At 54.6% G+C, this 18,327-nt stretch carries 19 protein-coding genes; 4 read left to right on the forward strand and 15 right to left on the reverse strand.

All coding sequences use genetic code 11. From position 1 onward, the window contains the following. Positions 1 to 155: 155 nt before the first annotated feature. Positions 156 to 2,090 carry a hypothetical protein gene (locus tag ACVX3G_RS12790; protein ID WP_021321814.1) on the reverse strand — a complete coding sequence of 645 codons (1,935 nt, stop codon included), beginning with the start codon at positions 2,088 to 2,090 and terminating at the stop codon, positions 156 to 158. A gap of 195 nt (positions 2,091 to 2,285) precedes the next feature. Between ACVX3G_RS12790 and ACVX3G_RS12795 the strand changes: the two genes are divergently transcribed. From ACVX3G_RS12795 to ACVX3G_RS12805, 3 genes are all read left to right on the forward strand, one after another. Further along, on the forward strand, positions 2,286 to 2,471 hold the full coding sequence (locus ACVX3G_RS12795; RefSeq protein WP_011231015.1) for a DUF892 family protein: 186 nt from the start codon (positions 2,286 to 2,288) through the stop codon (positions 2,469 to 2,471). 20 nt (positions 2,472 to 2,491) lie between these two features. Next, positions 2,492 to 2,788, forward strand: a complete 297-nt coding sequence (locus tag ACVX3G_RS12800) for a spore coat protein (RefSeq protein ID WP_011231014.1) — start codon at positions 2,492 to 2,494, stop codon at positions 2,786 to 2,788. A 331-nt stretch (positions 2,789 to 3,119) separates the two neighbouring features. Next, positions 3,120 to 4,481 carry a S8 family peptidase gene (locus tag ACVX3G_RS12805; RefSeq protein WP_011231013.1) on the forward strand — a complete coding sequence of 454 codons (1,362 nt, stop codon included), beginning with the start codon at positions 3,120 to 3,122 and terminating at the stop codon, positions 4,479 to 4,481. A 279-nt stretch (positions 4,482 to 4,760) separates the two neighbouring features. On the opposite strand, the gene ltrA is transcribed toward ACVX3G_RS12805, so the two are convergent. From ltrA to ACVX3G_RS12830, 5 genes are all read right to left on the reverse strand, one after another. Continuing rightward, positions 4,761 to 6,020, reverse strand: a complete 1,260-nt coding sequence (gene ltrA, locus ACVX3G_RS12810; RefSeq protein WP_011230853.1) for a group II intron reverse transcriptase/maturase — start codon at positions 6,018 to 6,020, stop codon at positions 4,761 to 4,763. A gap of 576 nt (positions 6,021 to 6,596) precedes the next feature. Continuing rightward, positions 6,597 to 7,172: a YitT family protein gene (locus tag ACVX3G_RS12815; protein WP_014195667.1), complete on the reverse strand. Its 576-nt coding sequence runs from the start codon at positions 7,170 to 7,172 to the stop codon at positions 6,597 to 6,599. 167 nt (positions 7,173 to 7,339) lie between these two features. Further along, positions 7,340 to 7,510: a twin-arginine translocase TatA/TatE family subunit gene (locus ACVX3G_RS12820; protein WP_011231011.1), complete on the reverse strand. Its 171-nt coding sequence runs from the start codon at positions 7,508 to 7,510 to the stop codon at positions 7,340 to 7,342. Positions 7,511 to 7,618: 108 nt separating this feature from the next. Beyond that, positions 7,619 to 7,798: an H-type small acid-soluble spore protein gene (locus ACVX3G_RS12825; protein WP_011231010.1), complete on the reverse strand. Its 180-nt coding sequence runs from the start codon at positions 7,796 to 7,798 to the stop codon at positions 7,619 to 7,621. Continuing rightward, a complete protein-coding gene (locus ACVX3G_RS12830; RefSeq protein ID WP_235046464.1) occupies positions 7,799 to 7,960 on the reverse strand; it encodes a hypothetical protein in 162 nt (53 codons plus the stop codon). Positions 7,961 to 8,085: 125 nt separating this feature from the next. Between ACVX3G_RS12830 and ACVX3G_RS12835 the strand changes: the two genes are divergently transcribed. Continuing rightward, positions 8,086 to 9,081, forward strand: a complete 996-nt coding sequence (locus ACVX3G_RS12835) for an acyltransferase family protein (RefSeq protein ID WP_011231008.1) — start codon at positions 8,086 to 8,088, stop codon at positions 9,079 to 9,081. Positions 9,082 to 9,171: 90 nt separating this feature from the next. On the opposite strand, the gene thiE is transcribed toward ACVX3G_RS12835, so the two are convergent. The 9 genes from thiE to ACVX3G_RS12880 form a co-directional block, all read right to left on the reverse strand. Further along, positions 9,172 to 9,837, reverse strand: coding sequence for a thiamine phosphate synthase (gene thiE / locus ACVX3G_RS12840; RefSeq protein ID WP_011231007.1), 666 nt, complete (start codon positions 9,835 to 9,837; stop codon positions 9,172 to 9,174). Between the two features lie 5 nt (positions 9,838 to 9,842). Further along, entirely contained in the window at positions 9,843 to 10,643 is an 801-nt protein-coding gene (gene thiD / locus ACVX3G_RS12845) for a bifunctional hydroxymethylpyrimidine kinase/phosphomethylpyrimidine kinase (RefSeq protein ID WP_011231006.1), read from the reverse strand. A gap of 18 nt (positions 10,644 to 10,661) precedes the next feature. Beyond that, complete coding sequence (thiM, locus tag ACVX3G_RS12850) at positions 10,662 to 11,471, reverse strand: hydroxyethylthiazole kinase (RefSeq protein WP_011231005.1); 810 nt, start codon at positions 11,469 to 11,471, stop codon at positions 10,662 to 10,664. A 172-nt stretch (positions 11,472 to 11,643) separates the two neighbouring features. Next, entirely contained in the window at positions 11,644 to 12,666 is a 1,023-nt protein-coding gene (locus ACVX3G_RS12855; RefSeq protein WP_014195663.1) for a glycosyltransferase family 2 protein, read from the reverse strand. 1 nt (position 12,667) lies between these two features. Next, on the reverse strand, positions 12,668 to 14,347 hold the full coding sequence (locus tag ACVX3G_RS12860; protein WP_011231003.1) for a DUF6044 family protein: 1,680 nt from the start codon (positions 14,345 to 14,347) through the stop codon (positions 12,668 to 12,670). Between the two features lie 385 nt (positions 14,348 to 14,732). Then, complete coding sequence (locus ACVX3G_RS12865) at positions 14,733 to 15,713, reverse strand: phosphotriesterase family protein (RefSeq protein WP_033845429.1); 981 nt, start codon at positions 15,711 to 15,713, stop codon at positions 14,733 to 14,735. Continuing rightward, positions 15,713 to 17,395, reverse strand: coding sequence for a long-chain fatty acid--CoA ligase (locus ACVX3G_RS12870; protein ID WP_033845430.1), 1,683 nt, complete (start codon positions 17,393 to 17,395; stop codon positions 15,713 to 15,715). Before ACVX3G_RS12870 ends, ACVX3G_RS12865 begins: the two co-directional genes overlap by 1 nt. Before the next feature lie 100 nt (positions 17,396 to 17,495). After that, positions 17,496 to 17,735 carry an HAD family hydrolase gene (locus ACVX3G_RS12875; RefSeq protein ID WP_011231000.1) on the reverse strand — a complete coding sequence of 80 codons (240 nt, stop codon included), beginning with the start codon at positions 17,733 to 17,735 and terminating at the stop codon, positions 17,496 to 17,498. 26 nt (positions 17,736 to 17,761) lie between these two features. Beyond that, the gene (locus tag ACVX3G_RS12880) at positions 17,762 to 18,292 is read right to left on the reverse strand and encodes a 2-thiouracil desulfurase family protein (protein WP_021322571.1); all 531 of its coding nucleotides are present in this window, start codon (positions 18,290 to 18,292) and stop codon (positions 17,762 to 17,764) included. Positions 18,293 to 18,327 lie beyond the last annotated feature (35 nt).

Consider the following 18,327-nt stretch of genomic DNA (forward strand, 5'->3'; position numbering starts at 1 on the left):
AAAGGTGATGCCGATGAAACTCGCACTGACAGTAAAAACATGTTTCGCTCATCGCTTTCCCTCCCTTGCCTATTAGTGTGAGCCGTCTTATAACAGCGTTGCAAGGGAACTATTCCCAGCGGCATGAGCGCAGAACAAACGACCGCACAATGCGGTCAGCGCGAGGTGAGCGACAACAAATAGTCCAATACCGCCTCTTGCTCTTCCTTCGTAAATCCGGCTTGACGGTCGATCCAATACCGGTGCCCGGCGCCGGTCACATGCACCGTCCGCAAGTCGGAGTCCTTGGCGTTGGCGGCGATGACGCGCTCGCGCCACGTCCGGTCGATCAGCGCCCGCAGACTGTTGCGCGCATCAGGGGCGATGCCTTTTTGAACGGTGCCCGAAAGCCCGAGCTCACCATTCGGCCCAACCGCCACGCCGCCATCATGCAAGTATGGAGCGCTCCAAGCGAGCCCGATCAGGCTCGGCACTTTATACCCTCCCGGTGAATCGCCATGAGCAAAGGAGAGCCGGATTTGTTCTCGGTCTAACTGATCAGTTGGCACTTTCAACACTTTCGCCCCTTTTGGAATCGGCACCGGCGTGTCAGGAGCGTACAACACCGGCTCTCCAAACACTTTTTCTGTTTTCTTCAGCGCTTTCGCCCGCGACGGCTCGGTGCCCACTACATCAGCAGCGATGACTCGGTTGTTCGTCAAATACGCCCCGGCATGGCAGCGGATGCAACCGGCGCGGACAAACACCTCTCTTCCTCTCGCCGCCCGCTCCTCGCTGATCCGTTCATTTGGCGGCGGATTGAGCGTATTTTGCCAAGCGGCCACGGCATTGTTTTGCTCATTGAACCGATAACCCGGCTCGCTGACGATCAACCCATCTGGAGCGACGAGCGATACTTTCGGAAACTGCGGCGGCGCGACAAACTGATTAACGCCGGCCGTTTTCGGCGTCGGGTCGACTTTCGCGAAAAAGGCGGACGGTTTCTCCTTTGTCGTCGGCTGATAGCGAAACCGCGGATGGGCGGCGTTTTGCAAAATCGTGCCGAGATACACTTCTTTATCAATGCCAAACAGCGCATCGCTAATTTCCGCCTGCGCGAGCGAATCGGCATTTTGCGCGTGCACGTTGTTGCTGAAAGCAGCCAAGCCATGGAATGAGCCGGCGGCGGCAAAGCCGCTCCACCCGTACGGATGGTCGCCGCGTGTAAACGAATCCGGAATTTGCGCCGGATTCGCTTTCATATCGATCGTCGAATCAAAATTGCCGCGCGGCCAGCTGGCAAAAATGCGATCCACGTCCCGCTCAAGCAGCTCCGGATCCGGCAGCGCCGCTTTGCGCCCGTGCGAATCGATGATCGTCCGATCGAACGAGCGGATATATTTTTTCAGCGAGCGGATATTGGCATGAGTAAAATAAGCGCTCGAATTCGTCGCCAACGCCATGAGCATTCCGGCATTCAAATCGTTGTTCGGCGCCCCTTCCACCACTTTTTTGGTCACTGGATCGACGGTCGCATGGCAGGCGGCGCAGCTGATGCCGACGCGCATGCGGCCGCCGTCGGTGACGATCGGCATCCCGAGCGGCAAGTATGACCCTTTGGGCACGTCGATGCCCGTGTCGATCAACTCGCCTTTTTTATATGTGCGGCCGCCGATCGTCACATCTTCGGCAAGCGGCACGCGCAAATTCGTCGTCCCTTCTCCTTTTAATGCGACAATAGCTTTGGCCATATTGGCAAGCGTCAGCGGCCCGTCGACAATACCCATAATGTCGGTCAAAAACACTTCATTGCCGAACGTTTCTTTATAAAACACCTCCTTGCCGAGACGAAGCAACCGGTCATCGACGACAACCGCCCCTTCCTCTTTTTGCAAATGCTCGTTTCTAGCCGACAACGCTTGGATGCGGCGGTCATCCGCTGCGATCCATCGCCCCCACACATCGATTCCAGTCTGTTTGCTCGCTTCATACGGCGCAATATCGCTCCCATCCGGCACAAACGCATACTCGCCTCGGCGCAAAAGAAGAACGGCCCCGGCAACCAAAAGAAGGAGAACAGCAACGCTTAGCACAATGAATGTTTTTCTCACCCGTTTCCCTACCTCCTTCATAAAGCGGATTGCGCCCATAGTATGCCCCGCTCTAGGCAAAACTTGAGCGCGCGGACTCCTTCTTTTCCCCATTGTCGCGATCGTTCAAAGCGCCACGACCCGCTTTTCCCATCATTCCCCACCCATACTGCAAACAGCCGGACACATACTATGTCACGGAAGGTGGTGAGAAGAATGAACGCGGCAGGAACACACGAAACGCTTGAGCTGCACGAACTGCTTATGTTTAAAAGCACCTGTCTTGCCAAAAGTGCCGCCATGCAGCAAATGGCAAGCGATCCACAATTGAAATCGCTCATTCAACAAGACATGCAAAAGACACAGCAGCACATCCGCGACTTGCAAAACTTGCTGTCATAAGGACAAAAGGAGGGACAACGATGCAGGCAACGATGACACCGACCGGCGTATTGAACGATCAAATGATCGCCGCTGATTGCCTGATCAGTGCGAAAAACGCCATTAAAGGATGCGCGATGGCCATTGCCGAAGCTTCCACCCCAGAAGTGCGCAACACGTTAAAGCAACATTTGAATGACGCGATCACATTCCATGAACAGATCAGCCAATATATGGTCAACAAAGGGTACTACCATCCGACGAACGTTCAAGAGCAGCTGCGCCTCGATCTGCAAGCAGCGCAGCAAGTGCTGTCTAGATACAATCAAAACGTTTAACATATCTTTGACAGAAAAGCCGCTTATCTATTTTTCGACTGTCGAGGGCAAGCCACAGGCTTGCCCCCGTCACGCCTTGGCGTGACGGAAGACCGAACAACCATCCGCTTCTCAGACCCATACATGAGGCTGAAAGCGGCGTTGTTCGGTCTCCCGACAGTCGATCAAATGCTCGGCAAAAGCCGCAAATGTGAAAACTTCAAATTGCATCTGTATGCAATCGGTCGGCCGCTGAAGAAGAAAATGGGATTTCACCATGGCAAAAGGTGAATCCCATTTTTCATGATTTGTCCGTCAATCGCCCATCCTAACAACAAAGGAGGTGAACAGCGTGAAACGCCGATACCGAATATGGGCCGCGGCCAGCGCGGTTGTTGCTCTACTCGTTGCCGCAGCCGTCTTGGGGCGACCGGCTCCAGAAGAAAACGCCCCGGCTCCACCGCGGCTGAAGCCGTTTGACGCCGAGGTCGCACCCACCCATCCAACCGTTGTCGCCTTAGACAGCTTAAGCGCAGGCGAGCAGCTGAAACAGCAGTTGAACAAGCACCCGCGCATTCGGGAAATCCTCCATAATCGCCGCGGTGACCGAAGCCATTATTTCGCCAATGAGATCGTGGTCCGCTTTCGGGCATTGCCATCGGAAAGCCGTCTTCAACAAATGGAGGCAGCCATCGCCGGCCAGTTCATCAAGCAGGTCGACCACGTGTTTGTATTCCGCTCGCGCGAGCAAACGTATGAGGAAATGCGCCGCTATTTCCGCTCTCTTCCAACGGTTGATTATTGCGAACCGCACTACATTTACATGCAAAATGAGTGGAACAAGCCGGCGCCGGTGCCGAACGATTCGTTTTACGCCCGCTACCAGTGGAACTTGCCGGCCATTCATACCGAAGACGGCTGGACGCTGTCGCGCGGCAAGCGGAATGTGCCTGTCGCCATCATCGACAGCGGAGTCGATTTGACCCATCCCGATTTAACCCGCCGCCTTCTGCCCGGATATAACGTATTGGCCGACGACCGCTCTCCGAATGACGAAAATGGCCATGGCACCCATGTCGCCGGCATTATCGCCTCACAGCCGAACAACGGCGAAGGAGTCGCCGGCATGACATGGTTCAACCCGATCATGGCCGTCAAAGCATTAAATGCGGACGGCTATGGAACGAGCATTGATGTAGCGAAAGGAATCCGCTGGGCGGTCGACCACGGGGCAAAAGTCATCAACTTAAGCCTTGGCAACTACCAACCGTCCTCGGTGCTTGAGGAAGCGATCCGCTACGCCGACGCTCATGATGTCGTGCTTGTCGCCGCTTCCGGCAACGACAGCACGTCGCAGGCGAGCTTCCCAGCCGCTTATCCAGAAGTGATCAGTGTTGGCGCTGTCAACCCGGATCTTTCCTATGCGCTTTATTCCAACTACGGCGACTATGTGGATGTCGTCGCGCCTGGAACGAACATTGCCAGCACGTTTGCCGGCCACCGGTACGCCGCCCTTTCCGGCACGTCGATGGCCGCGCCGCACGTCACCGCACTCGCCGCTTTGATCCGCTCCGTCAACCCGCGGCTTTCGAACGATGAAGTGCGCGACATTATTCTCGAAAGCGCTGACGATTTGGGAGAGAGAGGAAAAGATCCGTATTACGGCTATGGGCTGATTAACGTCTACCGCGCGCTCGAGCTGGCTAAGCAATAACCGATGCTCCTTCCGCCAATGATTGGGGAACTCGTCGCTGGGAAAGGTCAAACGGACAAAATTCTCATCTCCTGTGCGAACGATGTTAAAAACTCCCCCACAGCATAAATCAGCAAACAGCCGGAAACGGCGCCTCTGGGGGCGAACAGCCCACGCCGGCAAGCGATGCCATATTCCATAGAGGCGCGCCTAAATTTCTGCTGAAATCGAGTAGGAGAGGGTGACTAACCCTCGTCCTCTCACACCACCGTACGTACCGTTCGGTATACGGCGGTTCCATTAAGTCTGACGCAGAGATTCATATCGTTGATAAAGACTCTTCAGCCCTTGGCTCTCCCAATAGGAGTTGCCAAGGGCTTTATGCAGGATGGGACTGGCGGCCACTCTCCAATATTTCTTCCGAGTGTTTCCCCATTCATATGCTTTCTGCTTGGGCACTCCTAAACTTTGCAGTTTTCGGACTCTGGTTCTCGGAAGTTTCCACTCTTTCCATTGGCACATGCGCAGCCTTCGTCGAATCCATCCATCTAGTTCTTTGAACACACTTGGGGTCTCTGCTAGCGAAAAGTATCCACACCATCCCAGAATGTATTGATTGAGCTGTTCGATTCGTTCGGGCATGGGAATCGGTTTCGATCGGCTCGTCATGGTGCGTATCCTTTGCTTCATGCGCCGAATGCTTTCCTTTGCAATTCGGATTTTTGGCTCCTTACTTGGGGTGAAGCTAAAACCGAGGAATTTTCTCCTCCACGGACGATCCACTGCCGATTTGGTTTCGTTGACTTTCAGCCGGAGTTTCTTTTCGATGAATGCCGTGATCGATTTCATCACCCGTTCCCCGGCCTTCTTCGTCCTTACGTAGATATTGCAGTCATCCGCATACCGTACAAACTTGTGCCCTCGTTTTTCCAATTCTTTGTCCAGCTCATCCAGGAGAATGTTGGACAGGAGTGGACTGAGCGGCCCTCCTTGTGGAGTCCCCTCTTGTGTTTCCATGACCACCCCGTTGATCATGACCCCTGCCTGTAGATACTTCCGTATCAACTTTAGGAGGATTTTGTCTGGAATTCGTTTCGCTAATATCCCCATCAGTTTGTCATGGTTGACTCGATCAAAGAACTTTTCCAAGTCGATATCTACCACCCATGTATATCCTTCCTGAATATACTGCTTCGCCTTTTTCACCGCGTCGTGTCCTCTTCGACCGGGACGAAACCCGTAGCTGTGTTCCGAAAAGGATGGGTCAAAGATCGGCGTGAGCACTTGGGCGATGGCCTGTTGGATGAACCGGTCTGTCACGGTCGGGATTCCTAGTAACCTGACTCCTCCGTTCGGTTTCGGGATTTCGACCCGTCGGACCGGGCAAGGTTCGTAGGTCCCTTCTTCTAAAGCGTGCCGTATCGCGTCCCAATGTTCCACGAGGTGTCTTCGCAGGTCTTTGACGGACATTCCATCGGTTCCATGGGACCCTTTATTCTTTTCCACTTGTTTGAGTGCTCGCAGGAGATTCTCCCGTGACATTACCTGTTTCATCCACATTCCGATTCTTCCTCTCTACGTGAACGGTCCGTTCTATTTGTGCCATCTTCTTCTCCACCCTCTTGAGGTTCCCCATGGACTTCACCATTTCCCCCCTCAAGCAGGCCCTTTCGGGTTATCTGCTTCATCAAAGAAGATGAACGCCTAGTGGCCGTTCTCCTTCATGGTTCGGTCCTTCCCCTTCTATCTAAGCTAGACGGGTACTATGACCTCTGCTGACTTCTGTCCGTTCAGCGTTGGATCGCTCCAACGGTTGCCAAGCGCACTTGGCTTCCCGGACAGACCTCCCCGGGTAAGAGTGCAGTCTTTCCTTCCATCCATCTGCTTCATTTACTCGGTATCACCTTCGGCAGAAAGGGCTTCGTTTTGTCGTGCAAACTCACCCAATGATACCCAGCCTCCTATGAAGTTCGTGTTCCTCAGACCGGAAGTTTGCCGCCCGCTTCCTTCAGATTCTGCGTCGCCGCAGACACCCTTGCGTTAAGCTAACTGCTACTTCTGCCTTCGCAGTTCGGGACTTTCACCCTATAGACTGCACCCATGCCGGGCGCACACGAAAAACGATGGGGATTCGGGCTATACCCCCATCGTTTTTTCGCACGTCAACATCGTCGTCACCGCTCCGACGACCGTGACGACGACAAGCGAGTGGACAAACGGCACTGAGTCGATGATCATGCTCCCAGCTGAAATAATGCAGGCGTCAATGACAAAAATGATGATCCCGACGTTCCAGTTCGTCCATCTAGCGATAAACTGGGCGAGCAGGTCGGTCCCGCCCGTGCTCGTCTCCTCGCGCAGCATCAAGCCGATGCCCGCGCCGACCAGCACCCCGCCGATGACCGCGCTCAAAAGCGGATCCAACACCACCACGCCGCGCAAAACGGACAATACGTCAATCATCCATGAGGAAAATAAAAGTCCGTGCAAGCTGTTGTAAAAAAACGGGCGGTAGTAAAACCATGCGGCTGCATAAAGCGGAACGCTTAAGACGATCATCGTCAACCCAGCCTGAACGTGCCACACGTATTTGGCGATCAGCCCGAGCCCGATCATCCCCCCATCAAGCAAATGGTGAGGGACTAAAAAGACGTTGATGCCAACGCCAAGAAGCAGACTGCCGACAATCACCGCCGCCATTTTTTTGATCATCACGAAACCCCTCCGCCACGGCTTATCCCAACGAGCCAACATGCCTCCATATATATGTATATGGCGCCCCTTGACAGAGCTTGTCTCTTTTTTGCCGCATCGCGGAGGAAATGGCTGGTCACGGACGAAATGCAAAAATAAGAGGCCAGGCCTCTATGCCCAACCTCTTATTTTTGCGCTTTTGTCGTCTCGTCATCGTCGATGATGCCTTTTGTCGCATTCTTAAATTCGCGCAGCGTTTTCCCGGCCGCTTGTCCTAACTCCGGCAGCTTTTTCGGCCCGAAAATGAGCAAAGCGAAAAAGACGATGAGCGCAATTTCTCCAAAGCCGATGTTCATGTTTGTCACTCCAATGTTCAAGCGTCGTTTCTTGAATCATTATACCATAGAAGAACAGACAGTGTCATCGTCTTTCCCTTGACAAAACGGCGACAATTTGCACATCTCTCATTGTTCCTCAAGCAGTCGCACCGGTACGTCTTGTTCGTGTTCCGGCTCATCGGTGAAATAAACGCGAGCCATTTCGCGCTCATCATCGACGTGCTGAATCACCACTTGTTTCCCTTTATACATCACCGGAACGATCTCCCCGGCTTCAGCCATTCGCTTCGCCCGCAACAGTTCCATTTACTCCTCTCCTTTCGCACTGTCTTCCGCCTGTGCCCGCAAGCTTTTCCAAAACAACTCGTCGTTGCAGACAATCTCATGAAGCTCGCCTTCGTCTCCTTTGGCGTTGATGATTTCAAGCAACTGCGTCATATCGCCTATTTCGCGCCGATTGTTTTTCACCGAATCATCACCTTTCTTTGGCAAACTGATGACAGCGGACATCCCATCGCTTCGTTTCCTGCGTTGACTCCCTCAAAAAGAAGGAGTATGATTCGAATTGGTGTGTACAGAAAGGAGGAAACACTATGAAGGAGCGGGACTATTATTTTGACAACGCAAAATGCGCGCTCATGCTCCTCGTCGTGTTTGGCCACTTTCTGCGCCCGTACATTGATGACGTCTTATGGGTGCACAGCTTGTATACGTGGATTTTCTTTTTCCACATGCCGGCGTTCGTTTTCATTTCCGGCTATTTCGCAAAAAAATTCCACGAGCACGGCTACTTGCAAAAGATCACGAAAAAATTGCTCATCCCGTACGTTCTGTTCCAGCTGGTGTATTCGATCTACTATTTCTTCCTGTATGACAAACAGTCGCTGGAACTTGACTTATTGACCCCGCATTGGAGTTTATGGTTTTTGCTCAGCCTGTTTAGCTGGAACGTGCTGCTGTTATGGTTCGGCCGGCTGCCAAAGCGGATCGCATTGCCGATGGCGCTTCTTTTCGGCCTTGCCGGCGGGATGATGGAAGTGGAAAAATGGCTGAGCTTGTCGCGAACGCTCACGTTTTTCCCGTTCTTTTTGCTTGGATTTTTCTTTCAAAAGTCGGCGATCGAGCGCTTGTTTGCCGCCCCAGTGCGCCTCGTTTCGCTATTCGTGCTTGTTGGCATGTTTTTCGTCATCCATTTCGGGTTTCCGGATTTGCCGCAAGATTGGCTGTACGGCTCGAAATCGTACGATACGCTCGGCGTCTCGGAATCAGCCGGCATTGCGAGCCGCCTCGCCATTTATGGGGCGAGCCTGCTCATGATGTTTGGCTTTCTGTCGCTCATCCCGAGCCGTCGCTTCTCCTTTTCCGTGCTCGGGGCGCGCACGTTTTACATCTATATCTTGCACGGGTTTATTTTAAAATATTTGCACGAGACGCCATTCCCAGACTTTATTATGGATGTGCACGGCTATCCGCTTCTGCTTGCACTGTCGGTTGCCATGATGCTCATCCTTGGAAGCAAGCCGGTCGTCCGGCTCGTGCGGCCGCTGTTGGAATGGCGATGGCCGAACTGGCGGCAGACAACGACCTAGCAGTCAAAAAAGAAGGTGTCCCGAAATATCAACGGGACACCTTTTTCCATTTATGGCGCTTTGCCTACAAGTGGAAACCGACTTTTTCATTCAGCGCGTGCGGGCTGCCCGCACCGCTTCCGCTAAGGCGGCGGCCGCCGCCTTTGGCGACGGAGCCGAAGCGATGGCGCTGATGACGGATACTCCATCCGCCCCGGCTTCCACAACGGTTTTGGCGTTCGCAGCCGTAATGCCGCCAATGGCGACGATTGGAATGGTGATGCCGGCTTCGCGCAAGCGGCGGAGAACATCCGGTCCTTGCGCTTCCTTTGCATCCTCTTTCGAACTGGTCGGGTAAATCGGGCCGACGCCGAGGTAATCGGCGCCCGCCTCAACGGCCGCCATCGCTTCTTCGACGTTGTGCGCTGAGACGCCCAAAATTTTATCGCCGATTTTTTCCCGCACGCGCCGCGCGTCCTCATCGTCTTGACCGACATGGACGCCGTCGGCATCAATGGCGAGGGCCAGCTCGACGTCATCGTTGACGATAAACGGCACCCCATAAGCGCGGCAAAGGCGCTGCAGCTGCCGGGCGAGCGCCTCTTTGTCCGCCCCTTTTAAAGCGCCCGGCCCTTTTTCGCGGAATTGAAACAACGTCACACCGCCGTCAAGCGCTTCTTTCAGCACATCGGCGGCCGGACGTTCGCTGTTTTGGCTTCCCATAATGAAGTAAACAGCCAGCCGCTCCTTCATTTCGCCGCTCGCGATGCGCACCATCGTTCTCACTCTCCATATTGGCGGTACGCCCAATGGTTCGTCGGCCCATGGCCTTGGCCGATGCCGAGCGGGTGGGCAATCGCCGATTGCACAAACGCCTTCGCCGTCGCGACAGCGTCGACAGGATGCCGCCCTTTCGCCAGCTCAGCGGCGATCGCCGCGGCAAATGTACACCCGGTTCCGTGCGTATGGCGCGTGTCAATTCGCTTGCTTTTAAAATAGGAAAATTCGCTGCCGTTATACAGCAAGTCGACGGTTTCTTCGCCATCATCGTCATGGCCGCCTTTCACGACGACATAGCGGGCGCCCATCCGGTGGAGGAGGCGCGCGGCTTCGCGGCGGTCATCCATCGTGCGGATGACAACGCCCGTCAACGCTTCCGCTTCTGGAATGTTCGGTGTAATGACAAGCGCCATCGGCAGCAGCTCTTCTTTCAGCGCGGCCACCGCTTCCTCTTGCAACAGCGGAGCGCCGCCTTTGGCGATCATCACCGGGTCGACGACCAGCCGCTCCCATTTATGTTTTTTCACTTGTTCAGCAACCGTACGAATGATCTCGGCACTAAAGAGCATGCCGGTTTTCACCGCATCCGCGCCTAAATCGGCGGCCACCGATTCGATCTGGGCGGCGACTGCTTCCGCCGAGAGCGGATAGACTCCTTGCACGCCAAGGGTGTTTTGCGCCGTCACCGCCGTGATCGCTGACATGCCAAAGACGCCGAGCTCCTGGAACGTTTTCAAGTCAGCCTGAATGCCGGCGCCGCCGCCGCTGTCCGACCCGGCAATCGTCAACGCTTTGTACACCATCGTGTTTCTCCTCCCCTTTTACCGTTGTTCCACCCGGCCATGCCGTTTGACATCATCGACGCTTGTATACGCCAACGCGTCCAAAAACGCCGTCTGGAAGCTGCCCGGTCCGCGCTCCCCGGCTTTGGCCGCCGCCTGCTCCGCTGCGACGCCGTAATACACAAGAGCGGCCACCGCCGCTGCCGCCGCATCGCGCTCAACGGCCGCAAACGCTCCGATGACCGATGTCAGCAAGCAGCCCGCTCCGGTCACTTTCGTCAACAACGGATGGCCGTTCTGAATAAGATACGTCGTCTGTCCGTCCGCAACGACGTCCTCTTTTCCAGTAATCGCGACAACGGCGCCGAGCTGCTCCGCCGCCCGTTTGGCCAACGCCACTCGATCGCCGCTGCCGCCGCCGGCATCGACTCCTTTAATCGTCCACGCCTCACCAATCATATTGGCGATCTCCGCCGCATTGCCACGGATCACGGCAAGCTTGACTTGTTCCGCGATGCGGCGCGCCGTCTCCGTCCGGTAGCGCGTGGCCCCGGCCCCGACCGGGTCGAAAATGACCGGCACGCCGGCTTCATTGGCTGCCTGGCCGGCGACAAGCATCGCTTCCACCTCTTTGTCATTCAACGTCCCAATATTGAGGACAAGCGCTCCAGCGAGCTTCGCCATCTCGCCCACTTCCTCTTTCGCATACGCCATCACCGGCGAAGCGCCAAGCGCAAGCAATCCATTCGCCGTCCAATTCGTCACAACGACATTCGTGATATTATGGACGAGCGGATTCTCCTCTCTTACCCGCTCGAGCAGTTCCGCCCATTCATGCCAATTGGCCATTTCCGGTTTCTCCCCTTTCCAAGCCCTTTCGCCGGCCATACACTGGCTTTCGCCGTACTTTCGGCCAATAGAATGATCCATTCTCCCCATCCATCAGTCTACTCTTTCTTTTTTTGAATTGCAAGACAAAGAAAAAAGGCGGCCGCCAAAGCGCACCTCCCTTTTTGTTCCATTACGAACGCGTCCATTCGGCCGCCCCTCCCTCTTCGGACGGCGCCGCCGGCGACAGCCGCTGCGGCAGCGGCCAATTCCACAAATCCAAATCGATGATATAGCGCGGCCGCCGTTTTGTTTCTTTGTAAATTTTTCCAATATATTCACCAATCAGCCCGAGCGCCATCAGTTGCAACCCTCCTAACAGCCAAATGGACGTAATGAGCGACGTCCAACCCATTTCCGTATGCCCGACCCATTTGAGGAAAAGAAAATAGGCGCCAAACATCAAGCTGACGACAAACGAGAGAAACCCAACGAGCGAAATGAAACGGATCGGGGTGACGCTGAACGACGTCACGCCGTCAAGCGCAAAGGCGATCATTTTTTTCAGCGGATATTTCGTTTTCCCGGCCAGCCGCTCTTTTCGGTCATAATAAACCGTCGCCGACCGAAAGCCCAAAAGTGGAACGATGCCGCGCAAAAACAAGTTCGCTTCCCCGAACTGTTCAAGCGCGTCCACAGCGCGCCGGCTCATAAGGCGATAGTCGGCGTGATTGTAAACGAGATCGACGCCAAACGCCTTCATCAACCGATAAAACCCTTGCGCCGTATGGCGCTTGAACCATGTATCGGCATCGCGCCGCCGGCGCACGCCGTAGACGATGTCATAGCCTTCACGAAACTTTTGCACAAATTCCCGAATCGCCGCTACATCATCTTGCAAATCGGCGTCGATCGAAATGAGGCAATCGGCATGCCTTTTCGCGGCGAACAGCCCAGCAAGCAGCGCGTTTTGGTGGCCGGCGTTATGCGCCAGTTTCAGCCCTTTCACTTCCGGGTGACGCAAACTCGCTTTGTATATGATCTTCCATGTGTCATCACAGCTGCCGTCATCGACGAACAAAAGCGCGCTGTTGGATGAAATGAGCTGCTCTTCAATCAATTGTTCGCGCAACTCCCGTAAGCGGCGGATCGTCTCCGGCAGCACCTCTTCTTCGTTGTAACACGGCACAACAATAGCCAACGTCGGTTCGAACATGTCACCTTCCTCCCTCCGGCACGACTTTGTATAAATAGATGGTCCACGCGGACTCTTTGGAACGGAACACCCGCTCAAGGCGCAAGGCGTTTTCGTCGGCATTTTCAATCGGCAGCGCTGAAAAAATGTAGCGCCCGCCCATGTTATAAAACACGTTTGTGTTCAATTCCAAGCTGCGAATCGTCCGCTTCGAGTTTTTCTGAAACATATACCGCTTGCCGAGCTCATCGACGAACAAATAGCAGCGCCCGCCCCATTCATCGAAATACTCGCGCAGTTTTTTGTTTTTCGCAAGCTCCTTGGCGATGATGCGGCGAAACCGATGCTTGTATTCGAGCGGATAAAAGTTGTTGTACGTATCGAGTGTGTAAAAGCCGTTGTATTGAGCGATCGCCGGGTGGATGCCGATGCTGGCGACACGGTATGTATGCACCGGGCGGCCGATATAGCGGCGAATGGCGGCAAACTGCTTTTCCGCGTAAAACTCGCGAAACGACGGCTTGTCGCGGTAGACGATTTCCTCATTGCATAAAGCAAGCACGACAAGCTGCAAGACAATGGCCGCCGCACCGACCGCCCGCCACCTTCGGCCTTCCTGCCAAAAAATTTTCAGCGCCAGTGCAAACAAGACGTAAATCACCATTGGCCGCAAAAAATGGTAGCGGGCGAAATTGAACTTATCGAGCAAATCAAACCGTTCGGTGAGCGGCAGCCATCCTTTGTAAAACCAAAACGCATACCATGTCGACAGCGCGAAGTTCAACCCGTGCAAAATCAAAAACAGTTTCTCCCGCCGCCAGCTTTTCCGCTTCCATACAATGTACAAGGCAACGAGCGTCACCGGTAAAATGACGAGCCCATGCACGGTCATGACGTGGGTGTGGCCGAGCACATAGTTTTTGAACGTCAGCCGGATGACGCGCCAAAGCGGCAGACGGGCGTGGAAATATTCGTCGCGGCTTGTCGGCTCATTGGAAAACAAGAGCGAATGGACAAGCCGGTAATCGACCGCCAAATAGAGCATCGTCATATAGACGATGGCCGCCAAAAACCGCCAATTCCAACCCTTGCCGCGGATGACATCAATGAGCCACCAAATCCCAAGCGCGCTCAAGAAAAAGAAAAATCCAAGCACGAAGCTCGAATAGAGCGGCAAAAGCGTCAACACCGCCCAGTTCACCCATGAACGCTCGCCGCCCCGAATGTTTAAAAACGCCCAAAGCGCAAGCGGCATCCCGAGCGTACTTAACATTCCCGATGGCCAAAACGGCGTCAAGGCAAACGTCAACGAAGAGCCGATGCGAATCCATCCCCAGCGCTCGCCCGGCAGCACATGTTTTCGCAGCAGCAAATACATGCCGATGAACGCCAATACGCGGGTTGCGGCTTGACTGAGCCCATAGGCGTAAATGGATGGAAACAGGGCGTGAAGCCAAACGATGCCGCTGAATTCTGTGCCGAACGCGTTGCGCGGCAGGCCGTTGATGATTTGCGGAATGACGCCATCGACCGGTCCGAACAGCTCACCGCTTCGAGTGAGCACCTTATACCAGGCGATGTTCGAATCCAAATTGTCGTGGACGCGCATATGCGCATCCTCGCCAAGCACAAAATACGGCGACACGTACAAGGCGATGACAACGAAAGAGAAGATCAGGATTCGCTTTTCGATGGCCGGCACCTTTTCTCCCCCTTTCGCCCGGCTCTTGTCTTTCTTTATTGTTCAACCCAACAGGAAAATTATTCATGAGAATGGAAAAAAACGGACCCCTGTCCAAACAAAAAACCGCCGTCGGCCGGATGAAGCCGGATGACGGCGGTTTTCTATTCGTCTATTTACCTTTCGATCAGCCTTTTGCATGCAACACAACGTTGCCCAAAAAGCTGGTGATGGAACGAAAAAACGCGCGAACCATGGAGATTTCGCTCTTGAACGCTCTCCCACCTACGCTCACGCGTGGAAGTGTGGGGTCTTCTCGGTTTAGGATGATAAACAACCGCTTTTCCGCGCGTTCGCAACAACGATTTTGCAGAAAGCGCGGTTTTTACCGACCTTACAAACGGCGTCAAGCCGAGAACAGCGCCGCCGGATTGCCGATGAACATTTGCTCAAGCACTTCGTCGCGGATTCCTTCATTTTTCAGCGCGGGGATGATGTTCACAAACAAATGCTCGACATGCCAATTTTTCATCATTTCCGCAAACGGTTCCGGCAGCGTAAACGGACGACCGAGCCAAACGTTGACAGTGTCATGCGACAGCATAATTTGTTTCTCGTACCCATCGCGGAGCAGAGCAAGGAGCGTCCGCACCCGCTCCTCATCGGTCGGCGCGCCGACCATCCCTTGGATGCCGAAGCGGTCAAACGCAATGTAAACGCCGTAAGCAAGCGTCTTTCGATGATAGTCCGGGTCCGTGTTGCCGCACATATGGCCGATGACAATTTTTTTCGGATCGGCGCCGTGCTCAAGCAAATAGGCGGCTTGTTCCGGCCCCATCTTTCCTTCTTGCGTATGGGTGATGATGACCGCGCCCGTCTCTTTTTGCGCGCGGGCGGCGGCGCGGAAGAACATCTTTTCGTACTCGGTGATGCGCCCTTTGCTCGAGGCGAGCTTGATGACACCCGCCTTGATTCCGGTATCGGCAATGCCCTCGGTCAGCTCGGCCATAAACATGTCGTAAATGTCATCTTCTGCTGTTCCGAGAAGCCGGCGGAATTGGAAGTACGGCGGCGCCCCTTCCCCTTCATAATAATAGCCGGTGGCGCAAATAATGTTCAGCCCCGTCTCTTCAGCGACGCGCCGCAAAAACGCCGGGTTGCGCCCGCAATCGTTCGGCGTCGGATCGACAACCGTTTGAATGCCGTGCCGCTTCATCTTTTCCGCCGCCTCGACTGCGACGCGAAGCGACTCGTCTTCACGGAACGTGCCGCGCGTCACATCGCCTTGAAACCCTGGATAACCGAAGAGGAAATGCTCGTGGATGAGCGTTTTGCCAAGCTGTTCCACCGGCACCGGCCCGCATACCGTTTCTACCATCTCCGCCATCAGTTGTTCACCCCTTTCCCCGCTTTTTCATACTCCTCTTCCTGCAGTTTCCGCCAAAGCAGCTTGCCGCTTGACGTCATCGGCAGCGATGAGCGGAATTCAACGAGGCGCGGATATTTGTACGCCGCCATTTGCGTCTTGGACCATTCAATGATCTCTTCTTCCGTTACTTTGCCGACATACTCGTCATGAAGGACGATAAACGCCTTCACCGTTTCGCCGCGGCGCGGATCCGGCACGCCGACAACGCACGCCTGCTGAACAGCCGGATGTTTGTACAAAAGCGACTCGACTTCGGTCGGCCACACTTTGTATCCAGAAGCGTTGATCATCCGTTTGACGCGGTCGACGATGAAAAAGTAGCCTTCCTCATCCATCCGCCCGATGTCGCCGGTGCGGAAAAACCGCTTGCCGTCGAGCTCGATGAACGCTTCTTCCGTTTCTTTTTCACGCCGGTAATAGCCGCGGAACACTTGCGGACCACAAACGATGATCTCCCCGACTTCGCCGACGCCAAGCTCCCGCCCCGTCGCCGGGTCAATGATGCGCGCGTCGACGTCAAACGACGGAACGCCGAGACATTGCAATTTCGGCCGGTCCGGCGGATTGAAATGCGTCTGCGAAATCGTCTCCGTCAGCCCGTAGCCTTCAAAATAACGGACGCCGGTGAGCTGGAACAATTTTTCCCCGACCGCTTCCGGAAGCGCCGCTCCGCCGCCGGAAATGCTCGAAAGCGAGGAAATGTCATACCGGCCAAGCGCCGGGTTGGCCAAAAAGTCGATCAGCATCGTGCTGATGTTCACCCAATGCGTGCAGCGGTGCAATTCAATCAGCCGGGCGGCCGCGTCCCGATCCCAGCGCGTCATCAACACCATGGCGGCGCCGGCGAAAATCGGCGTATGCATGCTATGGACCATCCCCGTGACATGGAAAAACGGCAGCGTCGCCAACGCGACCGAATCGCTCGTCACATCGCCCCAGTGGTAGGCGCCGACGATGTTGGCGTTCACCGTCCGGTGCGGGTGGATGCAGCCTTTTGGCACCCCGGTCGTCCCGGATGTGTATGGCAAGACGGCGATGTCATCAACATGGCCGTTGTATGGAAGCGGCGGCAATTGGGCGCCGAGGCAGTCCGCCCATAAAAGAATGCGCTCATCCCCAATGGCCCGCCGCGGCGCCGCCACTTCAGCCGGAAGCGAAACCGGCGATTCATCGGAAGCATAATCAGAATAAGCGGCGACGATGATTTGTTCCAACGCCGTTCGTCCAAGGAGCGGGGCCGCTTTGTCAAGCAGCTCCTGTCCAACGATGGCGACTCTCGTTTCGCAATCATTGACGTAAAAGGAAAGCTCCTCTGAGGTGTTCATCGGATTGATCGGCACGACGATCGCTTCAGCGCGCAAAATGGCATAGTAGGAGATGACAAACTGCGGAGAATTTTGCATGTACAATAGAACGCGGTCGCCCGGTTTGACGGACAGCTTTTGCTGCAAATAGCCGGCCAACGCGTTCACTTCATCGAGCAGCTGTTTGTACGAATACACGGCTCCGTAATAGTAAATCGCCGTTTTGTTCGGATAGCGCTTCACCGTTGTTTCCAAATGGTCGACCAGCGTCGTCTCCGGCACAGCCAGCGTTTTTGAGAGCCGTTTCGGCCAATACGGGTAATGTCTCGTATTCATTCCGTTTTCCTCCTCCTTTTCACGCGATCGTTCACTGCGGCAGCCTCCACGCAAGCAGCATTGGATAGCTTTTTTTACTGACCAGTTGGTATATAGCCGACTATTTTTTATTGTACACGCTTTCATAAATATTTTCAATAATTTTCTGAATATACAAAACAAAAATACACCGCCTACAACAGGCGGCGAGCACGGCGCGGTAGTCGTCCCAAAAGCGCGGCCGATCTGCTTCACGAAGACGTTTCGCCACCTGCTCGGCATAATAGTCAAAATGCTCCGTTTCCTCGTATAATGTTCCGTCCAAATCAAAGACGATCGCTTTGATGTCTGCTCCGTGCATACCGTTTCCCCTTTCTTGGCCCGTCATCATTTGCTTGTTCGTTTTTGGTTGATAGACAAAAGCCAATATGGCAAAATATGATTCTGGAAAAGCTTACCATTATGTTGCAAAGAGGAGGAACACATGATGAGATTCGTGATCCCGCTTGTCCTTTCCTTTGCGCTCGCAGCCAGCTTTTTCTTCGACTCGTTCCGTTCGGCCGAAGCGGCAGCCAAAATCAAAACGTATCCAAACTGCACCGCGCTGAACAAAGAGTATCTAGGGGGCGCGGCCCGCTCCGCCTCTGTCAAAAACAAAGGAGGTGGCAAATTCATTTCCCTCGTCCAATCTCGGTTCGTCGACGACTGCACAAGCCGCCTTTCCTCGCCTCGTTTCACAAGTCGGACCGTCTCCCGCGGAACCCCAAGCCCAATGGCCACTTCTGGGCATACAGGCACAAGCCGAGCAAACTCCCCTAAACGAGAGACAAACGAATTGTGAATGATATCGCCGTTATACCGGCAGGCAGAAAAGCCGAGGCATTCGCTGACCACCACTGTCGGAATGGCGTAGTGCATCCTTTTGTACTCCTTTCTCGTTCCGTCACCTCTCT

The sequence above is a fragment of the Geobacillus sp. PLS 41 genome (assembly GCF_056494105.1).

Excerpts from the sequence above, each read along its gene's own strand:
- ltrA (WP_011230853.1), bottom strand. The coding sequence starts at position 6,020 with ATGTGGATGAAACAGGTAATGTCACGGGAGAATCTCCTGCGAGCACTC.
- ACVX3G_RS12880 (WP_021322571.1), bottom strand. The coding sequence starts at position 18,292 with ATGCACTACGCCATTCCGACAGTGGTGGTCAGCGAATGCCTCGGCTTT.
- thiM (WP_011231005.1), bottom strand. The coding sequence starts at position 11,471 with ATGGCCAATTGGCATGAATGGGCGGAACTGCTCGAGCGGGTAAGAGAG.
- ACVX3G_RS12855 (WP_014195663.1), bottom strand. The coding sequence starts at position 12,666 with ATGTTCGAACCGACGTTGGCTATTGTTGTGCCGTGTTACAACGAAGAA.
- ACVX3G_RS12865 (WP_033845429.1), bottom strand. The coding sequence starts at position 15,713 with ATGGCGGAGATGGTAGAAACGGTATGCGGGCCGGTGCCGGTGGAACAG.
- ACVX3G_RS12825 (WP_011231010.1), bottom strand. The coding sequence starts at position 7,798 with ATGGAACTGTTGCGGGCGAAGCGAATGGCTGAAGCCGGGGAGATCGTT.
- ACVX3G_RS12800 (WP_011231014.1), top strand. The coding sequence starts at position 2,492 with ATGCAGGCAACGATGACACCGACCGGCGTATTGAACGATCAAATGATC.
- ACVX3G_RS12820 (WP_011231011.1), bottom strand. The coding sequence starts at position 7,510 with ATGAACATCGGCTTTGGAGAAATTGCGCTCATCGTCTTTTTCGCTTTG.
- ACVX3G_RS12795 (WP_011231015.1), top strand. The coding sequence starts at position 2,286 with ATGAACGCGGCAGGAACACACGAAACGCTTGAGCTGCACGAACTGCTT.
- ACVX3G_RS12870 (WP_033845430.1), bottom strand. The coding sequence starts at position 17,395 with ATGAATACGAGACATTACCCGTATTGGCCGAAACGGCTCTCAAAAACG.
- ACVX3G_RS12875 (WP_011231000.1), bottom strand. The coding sequence starts at position 17,735 with ATGCACGGAGCAGACATCAAAGCGATCGTCTTTGATTTGGACGGAACA.
- ACVX3G_RS12835 (WP_011231008.1), top strand. The coding sequence starts at position 8,086 with ATGAAGGAGCGGGACTATTATTTTGACAACGCAAAATGCGCGCTCATG.
- thiE (WP_011231007.1), bottom strand. The coding sequence starts at position 9,837 with ATGGTGCGCATCGCGAGCGGCGAAATGAAGGAGCGGCTGGCTGTTTAC.
- ACVX3G_RS12815 (WP_014195667.1), bottom strand. The coding sequence starts at position 7,172 with ATGATCAAAAAAATGGCGGCGGTGATTGTCGGCAGTCTGCTTCTTGGC.
- thiD (WP_011231006.1), bottom strand. The coding sequence starts at position 10,643 with ATGGTGTACAAAGCGTTGACGATTGCCGGGTCGGACAGCGGCGGCGGC.